Origin of the sequence: Heliomicrobium gestii (assembly GCF_009877435.1) — a bacterium.
Classification (GTDB): domain Bacteria; phylum Bacillota; class Desulfitobacteriia; order Heliobacteriales; family Heliobacteriaceae; genus Heliomicrobium; species Heliomicrobium gestii.
The window spans coordinates 90,470-106,545 of sequence record NZ_WXEX01000007.1 but is presented as its reverse complement, the minus strand read 5'-3'; the positions used below and the strand labels follow the sequence as shown (position 1 = coordinate 106,545).

10 protein-coding genes and 1 riboswitch are annotated in these 16,076 nt (G+C 51.0%); of the genes, 5 read left to right on the top strand and 5 right to left on the bottom strand.

Annotation, left to right across the window (positions count from 1 at the left end):
• Window positions 1-264: 264 nt before the first annotated feature.
• Window positions 265-1,728 carry an amino acid permease gene (locus tag GTO89_RS09770; protein WP_161261893.1) on the bottom strand — a complete coding sequence of 488 codons (1,464 nt, stop codon included), beginning with the start codon at window positions 1,726-1,728 and terminating at the stop codon, window positions 265-267.
• Between the two features lie 193 nt (window positions 1,729-1,921).
• Window positions 1,922-2,095, bottom strand: a riboswitch (Lysine riboswitch).
• A gap of 333 nt (window positions 2,096-2,428) precedes the next feature.
• Here GTO89_RS09770 and GTO89_RS09765 point away from each other — a divergent pair.
• Window positions 2,429-4,654: an RNA degradosome polyphosphate kinase gene (locus tag GTO89_RS09765; RefSeq protein ID WP_161261892.1), complete on the top strand. Its 2,226-nt coding sequence runs from the start codon at window positions 2,429-2,431 to the stop codon at window positions 4,652-4,654.
• A 143-nt stretch (window positions 4,655-4,797) separates the two neighbouring features.
• On the opposite strand, the gene GTO89_RS09760 is transcribed toward GTO89_RS09765, so the two are convergent.
• Window positions 4,798-6,330, bottom strand: coding sequence for a Ppx/GppA phosphatase family protein (locus GTO89_RS09760; protein ID WP_161261891.1), 1,533 nt, complete (start codon window positions 6,328-6,330; stop codon window positions 4,798-4,800).
• A 427-nt stretch (window positions 6,331-6,757) separates the two neighbouring features.
• Between GTO89_RS09760 and GTO89_RS09755 the strand changes: the two genes are divergently transcribed.
• Window positions 6,758-7,516 carry a slipin family protein gene (locus tag GTO89_RS09755; RefSeq protein WP_161261890.1) on the top strand — a complete coding sequence of 253 codons (759 nt, stop codon included), beginning with the start codon at window positions 6,758-6,760 and terminating at the stop codon, window positions 7,514-7,516.
• 149 nt (window positions 7,517-7,665) lie between these two features.
• Here the strand turns inward: GTO89_RS09755 and GTO89_RS09750 are convergent, their stop codons facing one another.
• Window positions 7,666-9,081, bottom strand: coding sequence for a leucine-rich repeat domain-containing protein (locus tag GTO89_RS09750; protein WP_161261889.1), 1,416 nt, complete (start codon window positions 9,079-9,081; stop codon window positions 7,666-7,668).
• 379 nt (window positions 9,082-9,460) lie between these two features.
• Here GTO89_RS09750 and sigK point away from each other — a divergent pair, with 379 nt between their 5' ends.
• The gene (sigK, locus tag GTO89_RS09745) at window positions 9,461-10,162 is read left to right on the top strand and encodes an RNA polymerase sporulation sigma factor SigK (RefSeq protein ID WP_161261888.1); all 702 of its coding nucleotides are present in this window, start codon (window positions 9,461-9,463) and stop codon (window positions 10,160-10,162) included.
• 2,068 nt (window positions 10,163-12,230) lie between these two features.
• Here the strand turns inward: sigK and GTO89_RS09740 are convergent.
• Window positions 12,231-13,301 carry a DUF4352 domain-containing protein gene (locus GTO89_RS09740; RefSeq protein ID WP_235920375.1) on the bottom strand — a complete coding sequence of 357 codons (1,071 nt, stop codon included), beginning with the start codon at window positions 13,299-13,301 and terminating at the stop codon, window positions 12,231-12,233.
• 503 nt (window positions 13,302-13,804) lie between these two features.
• Here GTO89_RS09740 and GTO89_RS09735 point away from each other — a divergent pair.
• Together GTO89_RS09735 and GTO89_RS09730 are read left to right on the top strand one after the other, a co-directional pair.
• Window positions 13,805-13,990: a hypothetical protein gene (locus GTO89_RS09735; RefSeq protein ID WP_207708925.1), complete on the top strand. Its 186-nt coding sequence runs from the start codon at window positions 13,805-13,807 to the stop codon at window positions 13,988-13,990.
• A gap of 64 nt (window positions 13,991-14,054) precedes the next feature.
• Window positions 14,055-14,267: a DUF3006 domain-containing protein gene (locus GTO89_RS09730; RefSeq protein ID WP_161261886.1), complete on the top strand. Its 213-nt coding sequence runs from the start codon at window positions 14,055-14,057 to the stop codon at window positions 14,265-14,267.
• Window positions 14,268-14,344: 77 nt separating this feature from the next.
• Here GTO89_RS09730 and GTO89_RS09725 read toward each other — a convergent pair whose 3' ends face one another.
• Window positions 14,345-15,916: an L-lactate permease gene (locus GTO89_RS09725; protein ID WP_161261885.1), complete on the bottom strand. Its 1,572-nt coding sequence runs from the start codon at window positions 15,914-15,916 to the stop codon at window positions 14,345-14,347.
• Window positions 15,917-16,076 lie beyond the last annotated feature (160 nt).

Here is a 16,076-nt window from a genome sequence, read left to right as displayed (position 1 = left end):
TAGTTGGTTACAAACGGCGGGAGAAAAAGCGCAAGAGTTATCCACAACGTTTTTTTGAAAAAAGCCCTGTTTGCGGGTTACCCACGGTTTTATCCACATTATCCACAATGTGATGGAAGGAACCTTATCCACACGCGGTTATCCACAGAAATATTTGGCGAAAAAAGAAAAACCCCGTTGATCTTTGATATAAGATCTCCGGGGGTACAAATCGTTGTGCAATTAACATCAGGGCCTGTGGATAACACTGTGGGTAAAGTATGGTCAGTCCGCTTGCGCCTGTGGTTGCCCTTGTGCTGGTGCTTGAGCCTGGCCTGCGGTCGCAAATCCTTCGCGCTTTTTTCCAATGAAGAGATAGTAGCTCCCGTAGATGAGCAGCAGAACCGGAATGCCGGCGTAGAGGACGATCTGTTGGGACGGGTCGAAGTAGAGGCTGACGATGACGCCGATGTTCAGGATCGCCGCCACGATCGGCACCAGCGGGTAGAGGGGCGTGCGGAAGGCCAACTGGTCGGCAGAACCGCCGAGACGGGTGTATTCGCGACGGAAGCTGATCTGGCACCAGGCGATGATGATCCAGATCAAGCAGCCTGTAAGACCTGTGCTGGACATGAGCCAGAGGTAGACCGTATCGGCGGCGTAGTGTTCTGTGAGCAAGGACAGGCAAGCCAGCGCCAGGGTGAAGATCACGCCGTAGAAGGGAACGCCGCGGCTGTTGAGGCGGCCGAGCCAGGAGGGCGCCTGTTTCTCTTTGGCCATCGACCAGAGCAGTCGCGAGCAGGCGTAGAGCGCCGAGTTGCCGGCAGAGAGGGCCGACGTGAGGACGACAAAGCTCATCACATGCTGGGCAAAGGGGATGCCGATCCGGCCGAAGACGGTGGCGAAGGGGCTCTCCTGCACCCCGGCCTCGGCCCAAGGGATCGTGCCGGCCAGAACGGTGACGGCGAGAACGTAGAAGATGACGATGCGCAGGCTGATCCCGCGGATCACCCGGGGGACATGCTTGCCCGGCTCTTCGCATTCGCCGGCGGCGATGCCGACCAGTTCAGCGCCCTGAAAGGAGTAGACGACGCCGATCATCGTCAGGAAGACTGCGTAAAAGCCGTTGGGAAAAAGACCTTCACCGCCGGTCTGGAAGTTGGAAAGACCGATGGCCCCTTCATTTCCTGTAAAACCGAAGATCAGACCGGCGCCGGCGATAATGAAGCCGATGATGGCGACCACTTTGACGCTGGCGAACCAGAATTCCGCTTCGCCGTAGGCCTTGACGGAGATCAGATTTAAGAGCGCCAGAGAGACAGCAAAGACGGCGCACCAGATATAGACATCGACCTGGGGAAACCAGTTGTGCATGATCATGCCGGCGGCGGTGAAGTCAGCGGCGATGCAGAGCGCCCAGTTGACCCAGTAGAGCCAGCCGGTCGTGTACCCGGCGGCAGGGGAGATGAAGCGGGAGGCGTAGCTTTGGAAGGAGCCGGCGACCGGCATGGCGACGGCCAGTTCGGCCAGACAGAGCAGGACGAGGAACATGATCAAGCCGCCGGCGGCGTAGGCCAGGATAGCGCCGAAGGGGCCGGCCTGGTGGATCGTCTGGCCGGAGCCGAGGAAAAGGCCGGTGCCGATGGTGCCGCCGACTGAGATCATCATCAGGTGGCGAGATTTCATGTCACGGCGGAGTCCCTGTTTTTCCGGGATCAACTGCTCTGGATTTACGGTGGGCGTTGTCATTTGCGTACCTCCAATGTTTGATGTGGGATACGATTGTACTGATGTAGGGGGGACGCTTCGCTTGTGTCGGTGGTCGCTTCGGTGTGCCGTTGCTGTTGTGGTATCCCTGGCCATGGCGATTTGGGGGATGTTTGACAACAAAAAAATGGTTGTGAACACCATCACAACCATTTCCGCAGTTCTCCGACTACAGTCTGGCGATAGCGCTCCACCTCACCGGGTGACAGTCATGTCCCTCTTCAAGACATGCCCAGCGGCCGCTTTTCCCGTAAAGACGGTCGCTTCGGCGGAAACGCCTTTCCAGTCCGGTCATCGCCCGGGGAACTCCTGGACTGTACTTTTCGTCATCCGCGCCTCTATCGTATCTTCTATTGTTATGTAAAAAATTTAATACAAAGCATCGATAGTGTCAATGAGAATATACATGCAGCTTGATCGAATAATTATACAACATGTTAAGAATGTTAATTTTACACAAAAAAAGTGTCGATTTTACCATGGACAGGGGCGTTTTCGCTATAATCGATACGTTCACGACAAGACTCCGTACCATGCCGTTGAGAATGCGGAAATCAAGTCGCGCGCCTTATTCGGTTCAAAAAATATAGCGATCCCGGTGTTTTTTCAGGTATTATAGAAATATGACTAGCTGCCATGAAAAGACCCGGACTTTGATTACATGATGTGGAGAGAGAAAAGGATGTGCCAAAAAAGCATGGGCGCCGAACCGAATGCGAACGGGGCAAGCCTTGACAGCGCGCCGGAGCGGAAGACCTTCAACCGCTCTGAATACTACATCAACCGGGAATTGAGTTGGCTTGAGTTCAACCAACGGGTGCTGGAAGAGGCCCTAGACAGGACCAACCCGTTGCTGGAGCGCTTGAAGTTCTTGGCGATCGTCAGTTCTAACCTGGATGAGTTCTTCATGGTGCGCGTTGCCGGCGTGCAGGATCAGAAGGAAGCGGGACTGCAGAAAAGGGATCCCTCCGGGTTGACGCCGTCAGCGCAGTTGAAGTTGATCGCCGAGCGGACCCACCGCATGGTCGAGGATCAGTACGCCCACCTGATGAACAACCTCCTGCCGGAATTAAAAGAAAAAGGGATTCATTTTTTGCGGTGTCAGGAGCTGAATCGCAATCAGCGGATCTTTGTGGAGAACCACTTTGAGCATGTCATCTATCCTGTCTTGACGCCGCTGGCTGTCGACCAGAGCCGGCCCTTTCCGTTGCTGGCGAACAAAAGTCTCAACATTGCCGTCTATTTGGAACCGGAAAACAACCTGGCGACCAAGCGGCAGCTCTTTGCCGTTGTCCAGGTGCCTTCTGTGCTGCCACGCTTCATTGAGGTTCCTTGCGCAGACGGCGAAGCCTTCGTCTTGCTTGAAGACCTGATCAAGAGCCAGTTGGAAGTGCTCTTTCGGGGCAACCATATCCTTCATTCATCCACCTTCCGGATCACCCGCAACGCCGACCTCACCGTCGATGAGGAGGGGGCCGAGGATCTCCTGGAGGCCATCGAGAAAGAGCTGCAGAAACGCAAGTGGGGCGCCGAGGTGCGCCTGGAGGTGGAGGCTGGCGTCAGCCCGGCCATCCGGGAGTACCTGAAGGCTGATCTGGAATTGGACGATGAGGACATCTATACCGTCCCCGGCCCATTGGATCTGACCGTGTTCTTGCGCATCGTCGACCTGCCCGGTTACGACAATTTGCGCCATGAGAAGATGACGCCCCAGGAGCCGGAAGACCTGGTCGGCGAGAAAAACATCTTTGCCGCTATCGCCAAAAAGGATATCCTCTTGCACCACCCCTATGAGTCGTTCGATCCCGTCGTCGAATTGGTCGCCCAGGCCGCGCGGGATCCGCGGGTGCTGGCGATCAAGCAGACTTTGTACCGGGTAAGCGGCGACTCGTCCATCGTCAAGGCTCTGGCAGAGGCGGCCCGCAAGGGCAAACAGGTGACGGTGCTGGTGGAACTGAAAGCGCGCTTTGATGAGGAGAAGAACATCGCCTGGGCCAAAACGCTGGAGAAGGCCGGGTGCCATGTCATCTACGGGCTGGTGGGCTTGAAGACGCACGCCAAGATCATCCTCGTGGTGCGCCAGGAGGAAGGGACGATCCGGCGCTATGTTCACCTGGGCACCGGCAATTACAACGACGCGACAGCGCGCTTCTATACTGATTTTGGTCTGCTGACCTGCGCCGAAAGTTTTGGCGCTGACGCCACCGACTTTTTTAACGAGGTGACAGGTTACGCCGTGCCGGCCCAGTGGCGGGAGATCGAGGCGGCGCCGCTGGGTCTTCGCAAGAAGTTTTACCGGCTCATCGAGCGGGAGATCGAGGCGAGCACGCCTGAGAAACCCGGCCGCATCATTGCCAAGATGAACTCGCTCACAGACGAGCGCATGATCCAGATGCTCTACCGCGCATCCTGCGCCGGCGTGCAGATCGACCTCATCGTCCGGGGCATCTGCTGTCTTCGTCCGGGGATTCCCGGCGTGAGCGAGAATGTCCGTGTGACCAGCATCGTCGGACGTTTCCTGGAACACCACCGGGCCTATTACTTCCAAAACGGCGGCAGTGAAGAGATCTACCTGTCAAGCGCCGACTGGATGGACCGCAACCTGGACCGGCGCGTGGAACTGCTTTTCCCTGTCAAAGCGCCGTCCCTGGCCCAGCGGGTAAAGGCCACTCTGGAGATGATGCTGAAAGACAACATCAAGGCGCGCCGTCTGCTTCCCGATGGGACCTACGTGCGGGTTTGCCGGGAGGGAGAGGAGGTCCTGCAGAGCCAGGTTTACTTCCTCAAGCATTCAAAGCGCAGGGGCGGACGCAGCGCTAGGCGGAACCGGACGTTGACCACTTCTCCCGTTAATCCGGAGAACGGCAAGGAATCGGGTGAGGAGAACGGAAAGAAACTGTTGCATTAAGGCGAAGAAAAGAACAAGATTTCGATTCGATAAAAAGTAAAAAACAAACGCAAAAACAGCGGGCAATCCCGAACCAGGATTGCCCGCTGTTTTTGCGTTTTAGCTTGTCTATGCGCTTTTGTTTATACGGGAACTGCAGCGGTTCATCCACCCGCCTGGGCGGAGACGAGAAGATTCCGATTGAAGACTTTTTTGAAGTCCGGCGCCACCTTGTAGGCGTCGCAGATCTCCAGATCGGCCGAGTCGCGGGTGCGGGCGATAAGGTGCACGTTTTCCACATGCTGGTGCATGCGCACCTCGCTGACAACGCCAGCCTCGCTGCGCTCTAAGGCTTCGGCGATGCGCAACAAGACGCCGAGCTTGCGAATCGTCCGGCCGTCCTCATCGCTGAGGATGTCCTTATAGGAGAGAAGATTCCCGGAAAAGGATTTGGTGTGGGCCATGGCGACAAAAGCGGCCATTAGGATTTCCCGGTGGGTCAGGCCGTTAAGGCGGGTGCTTGTGATCAGGTAAAAGCTGTGCTTGTGGTGATCGTAGTAGTTGACCTGGATTCCCACGTCATGCAGCAGGGAGGCCACCTCCAGGATTCGACGCTCAAAGGGCCCCATCTCATGGAGCGCTTTCAGTTGGTCGAACATGGAGAGGGTCAGGGAGGCCACATGGCAGGAGTGGCCCCGTTCAAGGCGGTAGTAGCGCATCAGGTTGTTGACGCTGTGGCGGACCACGTCATCAACGATGGGTTTCGGTTGCTCCCGGAGCAGGTACTGGTAAAAGAGACCGTCGCGAAGACCGGATCCGCTGACGACGAGTTCTCCCCCCTGGGCGGCGCTGATAAGGGAACTGACGATGGCCAGGCCGGCGACGATGATGTCGGCGCGGTCCTTGGAGAGGCCGGCGATTTTTTTGCGCTGTTCCAGGCTGACCGTTTTGACGGAACGGTAAATCTCGTGAACGTCCTTGGGCGCCATGCGGTAGTTGTGGGTGATGTCGAGGCTGTATTTTTTGCGTTTGCGATCGATCTTGGAGAGGTTGCGGACAGTGCCGCCCAAGCCGACGATGGTCGGCGATGCCATATCTTTCAGCCACTCGATGGCGGCAAACTGTTCGGCAAGATAGTTTTCGAGGTTTTTCACCTGCTCATCGCCGGGCCGGTTTGCCCCCCGCGCCGAATCAAGCCGGTTCTCTGTCAGGGTGACAGCGCCGAAGGGTAGGCTGATCGACTGGACCATGCGGCGGTTCTCAATGCGGATGACCTCGGTGGAGCCGCCGCCGATGTCGACGATGATCCCCCTGTCGATGTCGATGGTGTTGATCACGCCGTTGTAGGCGGCTTCAGCCTCCTCGCGGCCCGAGAGGACGCGAAAGTCAAAGCCGGTGGCTTGTTTGACTTGTTCGAGAAACTCCCTCTGATTGCTGGCCTGGCGGACGGCGGCGGTGGCCACACAGACGGTGCGGGTGATGCCCTGGGCTTGGCAGAGGTGCTGAAAGAGACGCAGCGCCTCAATGGTCCGCTCGACGGCGATCGGTTTTAACGTCGCTTCCGGCCCCATGTGTTCACTGAGGCGAACCCCTTCTTTGGCCTCGTCGATGAGTTTGTAGGAACCGTCGGGGGCGATGCCGACGATCATGAGGCGGACTGAGTTTGAGCCTAAATCCATGATTCCGACTTTTTCCACGTCTTCTCTTCCTTGTCCACTAAGATTGTCGCTGAAGACTAGTCTCATCTTAAGAGACAGATTTTAATGAAATGGCAGGTTTCCCTAGGTGAATGTTAGAATATGGCTTGTAATCCCGGCGCTTCCTACCCGCGCGATTTACGTCGCCGGTAACCGCTCGGGCAATCGCTGTATGTTAGACATCAATGAATTATTACACACCGGGTCGCCAGTTCCTGCTTTGAATCGAAGGGGGGATTGTTTTTGACAGCAGCGTCTTGACGGGGGATGTTGAGATGAAGCGACAGGATCTACCATGAGGACAGCGAGATATCTCACGAGGGAATGAAAAAAATAGAAAAGTCACAATGACGAGGGGTCGTAATGACAGGGGTCGCGATTACATGGTTGCGACGAATTGGCTGGAACGATCAAAGGAGGATTGACGATGGAAACACTTCTTGGGCTTCTCTTCTATTCTTTGCCGGTGATAGTGATCGTCGCGTTGGGCTTGCGGGTCGTGGGGCAATATGAGCGAGCCGTTCACTTGCGACTGGGCAAGTTCAACGGCGTACTGCAGCCGGGCTTGAACTTTATCATTCCCTTCGGCATTGACCGGGCCATCTATGTGGACATGCGGACGGCCACCATCGATGTGCCCCGTCAGGACATCATCACCCGCGACAACGTGCCGGTGGCCATCGACGCCGTCGTCTACTTCCAGGTGTTCGATCCTAAACTGGCCATCCTGAATGTCCAGAACTTTCGCCAAGCGACAACCCTCTACGCACAGACGCTCTTGCGCTCTGTGCTGGGTTCCCATGATCTGGACGAGATGCTGACAGCCCGCGATAAGCTAAATGGGGTGCTCCGGGAGCAGTTGGACAAGGCAACCGATCCCTGGGGGATCAAGGTGACCGGTGTGGAGATCAAAGCGGTCGATCTGCCTGAAGGGATGAAGCGCGCCATGGCCAAACAGGCCGAGGCAGAGCGGGAACGGCGAGCCAAGGTGATCTCGGCCGAAGGGGAGTACCAGGCTTCGGAGAAACTGATGGAGGCAGCGGCGGTCATCAGCCAAAACCCGACAGGCGCCTTGCTTCGGATCCTGCAGACGGTGACAGAGGTCGCTGTCGAAAAGAACAGCACCATATTATTCCCGCTGCCGCTCGAACTGCTGTCATTCTTGCAGCAGAAGAAGGAGAAGTGATGGGAATGAAAAAAGGTCCGCTTTTGGCGGTCCTTTTTCATTAGGATGAACAGCTTCTTGGTGATCTTCGCCAGGCATGGTTGAGGTTGAATCGAAATCATTTGTTTGTCTCACTAAAAACCGTATCGGGACAGTCAGCGGTCATATGTTTACTTTTCATCGCTGGCAAAGGGAATCGCCTTTTGAATGGCATAATGCTCCGCATAAGAGCCGCTCGTACAAATGATCGTAAGCATGTCGCATTGTTCAAATGCCATTCTCCCTATAGAGGTTACGCTGTTGGGAAGGGTGATGGATAGTAGACCGGTGCAATTGTAAAATGCAGTATCCCCAATCAAGGTCACTCCATCCGGAATGGTGACCGAGGTTAAACTCTTGCAACTATGAAACATGCTTTCGTTTATTGCAGTAATATTTGGGGGAAGTGCTATATCCGTTAATTTAGCGCATTGATCAAATGCTCCTCTCCCTATGGTTTTGATTGCATCGTTTAGGTGAATGGATGTCAGATTAGTACAACCGGAGAATGCATCATCGCCAATTTTGGTTACGCTCCCCGGAATAGTGATAGTTTGAAGATTCCTACAATTGGTAAATGCGCCAGCGTTTATTTCTGTTATGGTATCCGGTATGGCATAGTCGGTGGAAGTGACTGGAACATAACATAGGACTTTATTTTGGTTGATTATAATCGGTGAAGTAAGACCTGTATTATAAAATGGTCTATTGCCAATTTTAGTCACGCCATTTGGGATGGTAATCGACTTAAGTTGGATGCACCCCTCAAAGGCATTATCACCGATTTCTGTTACACTATCTGGAATATTCACGGAAGTGAGGTTGCTGCAATCAAAAAAAGCGCTGTTGTTTATTGTCGTCACGGTGTCGGGTATGGAATAACTGTATAATCCCGGAGGGACATAGCACAGTATTTTCCCACCGTTAATAATCACAGAAGAAGAGATATTGCTTCCTGCAAAGGCCTTTTCTCCTATAGATGTTAAACCACTCCCTAAGGTTATTGTGGTTAAATTACTACATTCATTAAAGGCATAGCTGCCGATGGATGAAATACTTTCTGGTAGCGTTATTGTGGTTAAACGATTGCAATTACTAAAGGCGCCTTCACCAATAGAAGTCACACCATCTGGAATATTGATTGACATTAAATTGCTACAACTACTGAATGCATATTTTCCGATGGAGCGTACCGTCACAGGAATGGCAACTTCGGTTAGCCCGGTGCAATTCGAAAAGGCACCTTCATCAATAGATGTTACTCCGTTGGGGATTACAACCGATGAGATACCTGGTCGATAACTGAATGCCATCGGACCAATTGTGGTAATTCCTAAATTGTCTGGTATATTTACGACCCTATTGGGTTCTATATAAGGTTCTGAGATATCACCACTTTCAACAGGTTCAACACCTGCATAGCGTGTTAAAATTCCGTTTTCAACAACAAAATCACTCGGAGCGATAGCAAAAACCGTACTTTTAAAGCCGATAATAAGCGCTATTGTAATGGTAAAAATGCTCAGGATTTTTGGTAACAATTTCATAATAGGGCTCCTCCTTTCTTATCCCCCTGCGACATTTTTTCAGCATTTGACATTGGTCTTGGCCCGCAATGGCTTGTGATATGATTGGGCAATACGCAAGTTAAATGCGAGGCCTAAAAGGTTATGTATTCCATAAAAGGTCTTTCGTGAATATCCTTTATTTAATTATTATACCATGTATTTCTATCCAGTGAGATAAAGTGCGGTTTAATTTTTGGATATTATACAGTTTTTAATTTTAAGGAAGCCAGCATACAAACAGGTCATGTTCCCCGATTAATCAGCTGTGATTGTATTATTTTGGGAAGACGTGGATAAGCACCTCTGGGAGGGCGTCTCCATACTATGTAAGACAGCATTTCGACCGGAGGTGGACCGGATGATCCCAACCCTTGTAGGTGCGTTGATTGTCCCCTTTATCAAAGGGCTCACGGCGTTGTTGAGCTACATCTCCAACAACGCCTTCCCGCAGCCTCTGTCGGAAACGGAAGAAGCACACTGCCTCGCCCGCCTCAAAGAAGGGGATGAACAAGCCCGGAACAAGCTGATCGAACATAACCTGCGGCTTGTGGCGCACCTGGTCAAGAAGTTCGACGGCACCGGTGAGAACAACGATGACCTTATCTCTATCGGCACGATCGGACTGATTAAGGCCATCAATACCTTTGATGCAGGAAAAGGGACGAAGCTCGCCACGTATGCAGCTCGATGTATCGAAAATGAAATCCTAATGCATCTCCGTGCCATGAAAAAGATGCGTGGTGAAGTCTCTCTCTACGATCCCATCGGTGTTGATAAGGAAGGCAATGAGATCACCCTCATCGATATCCTGGGCACCGATCCGGAATCAGTGTCTGATGTGGTGGAAAACGCTCTCGAACAGGCTCGATTGTTGAGCAAGCTGAAAAAGTTGAGCAAGCGGGAGCGCTATGTGATTGAACTGCGCTATGGCTTGTTAAGCGGTTGTCGGCAGACGCAGCGGGAGATTGCCAGAAATCTGGGAATTTCGCGGAGTTATGTGAGCCGGATCGAGAAACGGGCGATCATGAAGTTGATGTCCGATTTAGCGAGTAAGGCCTGAGTTGGTTAAAATGATGAAGTTTTGCAGCCATCGACATCGAATCAGTCGGTGGTTTCTCTAAAATGTGGCCACTGAAGAAGCGGTCTTTGTCAAGATAGTTGTCCACTTTGATATAAAATTATTAGTGAAAAAAGTTCTCGTACGGTCCGTCCGTCACCGCCTCTCGGGGGGCTCTAAAGACCGTCGCCCGTCAAGGGTAAGGGCGAAAGGCCCGCCTTCAGCGTCCCTTGACAGACACCAGCCTTTATGGGGAAGTCCATAAGGCGGTTAACGGCAGGGGTTGCGGAGTGTTGTGGGATATTTCCTATCTTGTCTTCCGGTAGTACATTCCCGGTTTTATGAATTCGGATTTAACGCGACCTCTTCTGGTAGGGTACAATTACAAGGTATGTATCGACAAACATTCTGGCTGCCGATTCCGGGCTTGTTGATACACCTGCTTTCGTAGCGCAAGTACGGCAATCGTGGTGCCATTATGATGTTGGGAAGTGGTAACAAAACGAAAGATTCTTCTCAGGGTATATAATGACAGGAACGAGGAGGTGGTAAGCCTTCTAAACGTCATGCGCAATCCGGTATCTCAATACAAACTGCTCCAACGGGCACCATAATCCTGGCGTATCTTTCGTCATTTTTGTGAAATGCCGCCTCCCAAAAATCCGGTAATGAGGGCTCTCAGATTTGAAGGTCACGGACGACAATTGGGGGTATAGGTTATCCGGGCAACTACTTAGTAAATGACTGACCATCGAAAAACGCATCTATGAGTTCGGCATGATATTTTGTGAGAGAGCCCTGGAATGCCTCGACTTTGCCGATTTTGTCCGTAGTTATGATAGCCTGTCTACTCTCTTTTTACTGCGATCCCCCATACTTCCTGGAGACGATGGTAACACAGAAAATGTATCCTCAAGAACTGACGGCAGAGCGCCATGAAGAACTGGCCCATCTGTTCGGATCAATAAGAGTAATGGCCATTATATTTGGCTATCGTTCCGAGGCGTATGATCGTTGGTATGCAGTTTGGCAACGATATGATTTCGCGGCCGTTTGCTCCTCGACCGGCGCAGGGGTGCCTGAAAAAACGAAAGGATGAAACGCCCGAGGCGAATTGAGTGTGGTTGGTTGTCTAAGCGTATAACAGAAGAAGCCCCGGTCCTGTTTTAATTGGACTGGGGCCTCTTCTGTTAGAGGTAACATTTTAGGGTTGATATTAACAGTTCCCACAACACACTTGATTTCCAAGACCACGGCACCTGCGGTGTTTGTCAATAAAGGTTCTGAATTTAAAGGAACAAATTCAATGAAATCATTGTCTTAGATAAAAGATCATGTGTACCGCGTTTCTGTGATTGTGACATGGTTGAACGCGCAATCACAATGGGCGAGGCGATATGGGTGGGAAGACACAACCGGAGGCTAGAGAGAAATCAGCTGCGAAAGAATTGAAGGGGGAAATCAAAATGAGCGTATCAGAGACCCAACTGCAAAAAATCGCTGATATCATAATGAAAAAGTATCAACCGCATAAAAGTAATTGCATTTGGAGATGCGATGAAACCTTGCGCTGAAGAGCATGATGAACTGGCAATCTTGGTAATACTCGACTGCCCTTTTAAAAAGTTTCGAAGATGGTCGAAATTGTGACTAATTTGGACCAGGATGGTTTGGATTTGGTTATGCGGGTTCTGGTAGCTACTCCTGAAAAAGGGATTACGGTGAGCGACCCGACATGTGCTATAACGAAGCATTGAGCGAGGGAAGAGTGATTTATGAGCGATAGTCAAATTACGGACCCTCGCCTTTGGTTACAATGCGTGCAGGAAGATTAAATGACCGCAAAATGGCCGATGGAACGAAAAGTTTAGCTTTTTACATTCCCTGTGTTCTTGCCTAGCAGTCGGCTGACGAGTGCAAAGGGATCATACGGCTTGGTTGCTCGGAGGGGGAACGATGGGAGCTTTCAAGAGATTGATCGGTTGAAGCAAACGGTGGACAAGTACCGAGGAACCGAATAAGCAAAGCCCAGTCCGGCTCGATTATGAGATGGGCTGGGCTTTTGGCTATGCTACTTCAAGGTAACCTGATAAACTTCATTTGTGCCCATCTTTCCTGAAACAAGTTTATAGCTAGAAGCATCTTGTGGCAATTCGTAGACCCAACATCCCGTTTCTTTAATGCTCGGGGAAAGATTGCGATAATCTAAAAGATTATCAACGACACCAATACTACCGGAATAAGGCTGAAATTGGCGATTTTTATTGTCTATAACATCCAAATCGGCTGGGGCGTTTATAGGTGCATTCGTTATGTTTGTGATGTCTGCATTGATAATTATAAACTTTGCTCCTTCTTTAGCAGTTTTAGACGAGCCATATTTTGAAGTGAGTACTGATTTTTCCTCTACGCTGTTAATTTTAAACTTAATCGTTGCAAGAACTACTTCTTCACCAATTGCTTTTGAAATGAAGGTCTTTTTTGTTTTCCCCACGGCCGACGACTGATTTGAACCGGAAGTAGATCCCATACTTTTATCAATTTCTTTGCCTGCAGAAATGAAGTTAGACATGAACACATCGACCAACTCATCGCTTGTCTCATTTATGAGCCACTGGTTATTCAGTTTAATCAATTTGACATCTATCGTTTTTTCTGCAAAAGATTCCGGAATGACCTCCCTTTGCTTTTTCAAGGCTGCGGCAAACAGCGGTCCCATATCTTCTTTTTTCATCTCAACTCCGCTAAAGGCTAACGGTAGTACTTTAGTAAAAACTTCTCCAACAGTTGCCTTGAGAAGCGGACCGCCATTTATATACTTAAAATCTACTGAAACAGTGGCCTTGTCGTCTTCTATGGTCGAACTTTTTATGGAATAAGTAATTTTTGCCGCATTGTCTTTAAAATAGTCTACAAAGTATTGAAAATTATTCATATCTTCTTTATCTGGTTTTGTTATTTTCAAAAATCTGTCATTGTTATTTGGATTTGCAGAATTGATAAATTGTGCTGTTTGCTCAAAATTAAAACTTTTTCCGGCTTCGATGAACTTGGTTACCGTAGTTTCCGGCTTAGGAGAATTAGAGCAACCCACAAGCAAAAACAATCCGATAGTAATTACTAAGCTCATCAGTTTGCGCAACTTCCACACACTCCTTAATCTGATTTTGGGAATTAAGATTTCGACATTAATACTTATTTTCCTGCACGTACCAACCCTTTACTTTCGCTAAATGTATTAAATTTCTCTTTGATGTTTTCTTTTCCAATAGGGGTACTAATCTGCACCCTTGCACACGAATTGAGAGACGGGCGATCATAAAGTTGATGTCCGATTTAGCAAGCAAGGCCCGAGTTAGTTAAAATGATGAGGATTTGTACCCATAGATATCGAATCAGTCGGTGGTTTTTCTTTTCCGGCCCTTAAAGAAAACGATCGGGGAAACAATATACATTTACGAACGAGCATGCCTACCCGGTTTTCGGGCGAATTTAAAAACAGGAGACATTGTTTTAAATAATTTGGAATAAAGAAAAATTCATGGAAGGAAAAATCCGATCGTTAGCGAATGTTTACGCATTGACAAATCCAGTCAAGAAAATGGCCATGGAAGCGTTGGACAGGGGCGATATGAATACGCGCTCATGCGGCTTGGCAACGAGATGGATAAATCGAGCGAGACCATGAAAAAAGCGGACCAGGCGATTGAACAGGCGAAGGCTCAGTTGGATGCTTCAACAAAGAAAGAGAAGGAGTTTACAGAGCAACTAAAAGCGTTAGCCGAAAAGAATAATCTTACCGTACCCGCCTTTACGTCGATCGGGAAATAAACCCGTGCCCCCTGTAAGACTCACTCGTACGAAGATCACAATACCCGTAATTTGAGGTGCATCCATGGCAATGATTATCGATCGCTTTGAAGGTGAATTTGCCGTTGTCGAAGTTGACGGCAAAAAAACGATTGATATCCCCAAAAAAAACCTCCCTGTGGAAGCGAAGGAAGGCGATGTGCTCCAGTCGAGGGACGGTAAATATGCGATCGACCGGGAGGAGACGAACCGCCTCCGCGCAGAAGCGAACAAACGAATGGATGACTTTTGGTCATAACCCAATTGCGAAACAACCCCGCACATCCCTGTAAACGGACGGCGGGGTTGTTTTATTTCTAGGGAGATCACCTGTCATCAGAGATATGCATAGACCAAGGCCATCGTTGAGATGACAGCGGTGATGCCCACGATGATGATGGAGGATTTCCGAATTACGGCGTACTCGATGCCCAGCGCGTCGATGGTGGCCGCCGATCCTTGCACCTTGGCCGGCGCGATGGCGTTGGCCAAGCCGCTGCAGATGGAGGCGGCTGCGTTGACGATCAAGCCGTCGACCTTGAGCGCCTCAGAGGTGAGCAGGTTATACTTGGTGAACATGGCGATGCCAGAACCCTGGCTGCTGCTGACAAAGCCGCCGAAGAGCCCCAAAAAGGCGCTTACTGAGGGATAGAGGACACCGAATGCGGCGGCGGAGGCGCCGGCCAGGATGGAGATCATGTTGTTTGTTTCCGGGTCGACGATTTTCCAGACACCGTCTACGTTTTGAAGGCCGGAGTTGTTCATTACGTAAGCGATGGCGTAAAAGACGAAAGCGGAAATGGCCGGTTTTATCGCGCGATGGAGCCAGCGCTCGCGCGTTTTTCGAAGGATCTCCCGGGAGGGTCTTAACCAAATCATGGCTGCGACGGTGCTGATCAGTGCCCAGGTGTAGGCATTCCAGAGGGCGCGGGTCTTGATCGGTTTGCCTGGAATCGCTTCGATCGGCATGGACCACTGGTTGAACAGGAGGTCAAAGATGGGCGGATAGAAGTTGGTCACTACGAGGAAGAACGTCAGAATCAGCCACGGCGACATGGCCGCTGGCAGGGAGAGCTGCCGTTCCACTTTAAGATCCTCTGGCGTGAGTAGAGAACGGTCATGGATTGGCTGGCCGATTAGCTTTAAATACAGCAGCATGACGACAATCGTACCGAGCCCGGAGATGATGCCGGTGAGGACGATGGCTGGCGCAAAGAATGGGATATAGCTGATCGCGATAGCGATGCCGCTTGTTGTCAATCCGGTGATGATGCAGGGAATAAATCCTTCCTTCATGAGCGACCAGCCGCCGACGAGCCAGAGCATGCCGAAGCCAAGCAGTGTCGAGATGGGGGGCAGGTAGAGGGCAAAGATCTGCGCTGCCTGGATCAGCGATGCCCCGGAAAGGTCGGAGTAGACGACGAGAGGGGTTGCGATCAACGCATAGGTGCAGAGGGCGTCAAAACCGAGGGTCGCCATGGCGACAGAGACGAACGGCGAATAACCGAGGGCCACGAGCAACGGTGGCAGGATCGATGTTGGCGTTGCGCCGATGGAGACCATGGCGGTTCCGGCGCCGATATTCAAAAGCATGATTTGGACAGGCTTGTTGCCGGGCGCCAGCGTTTTCAGAAAAACGACAATCCTGCGGAGCGCCCCTGTCTGTTCCATATAAGACATTTGCAAAATAGAGGTGAGCATGATCAGTGAAACGGGCAATGATAACACGAAACCGGAGAGGCTGGAGCGAAGACAGGCCTCGAAACTGGTATTTAAAAAGAGAAGGGATACCAGAATCGTGAGCACCCAGCCGACCATTCCACTGATATGAACCGGAATCCGTTTCCAGACGATCATCAGGACGATAACGAGGATAGGCAGTAGGGTAGGAATAATAGATAACGTCACACTTGCTCGCCTCCTTTTTACACAAAAGTTTATATATGTAATTATAGACCTGGCGCTTTAGGCGTCGCCCTGCCGTTTAGGGCGATATTTGGCATTTTTAGGGCGCTTCATGCATCTCCAGGCGGTTATGAAAAAAGTCGTACATGGGGGTCGGAAATTA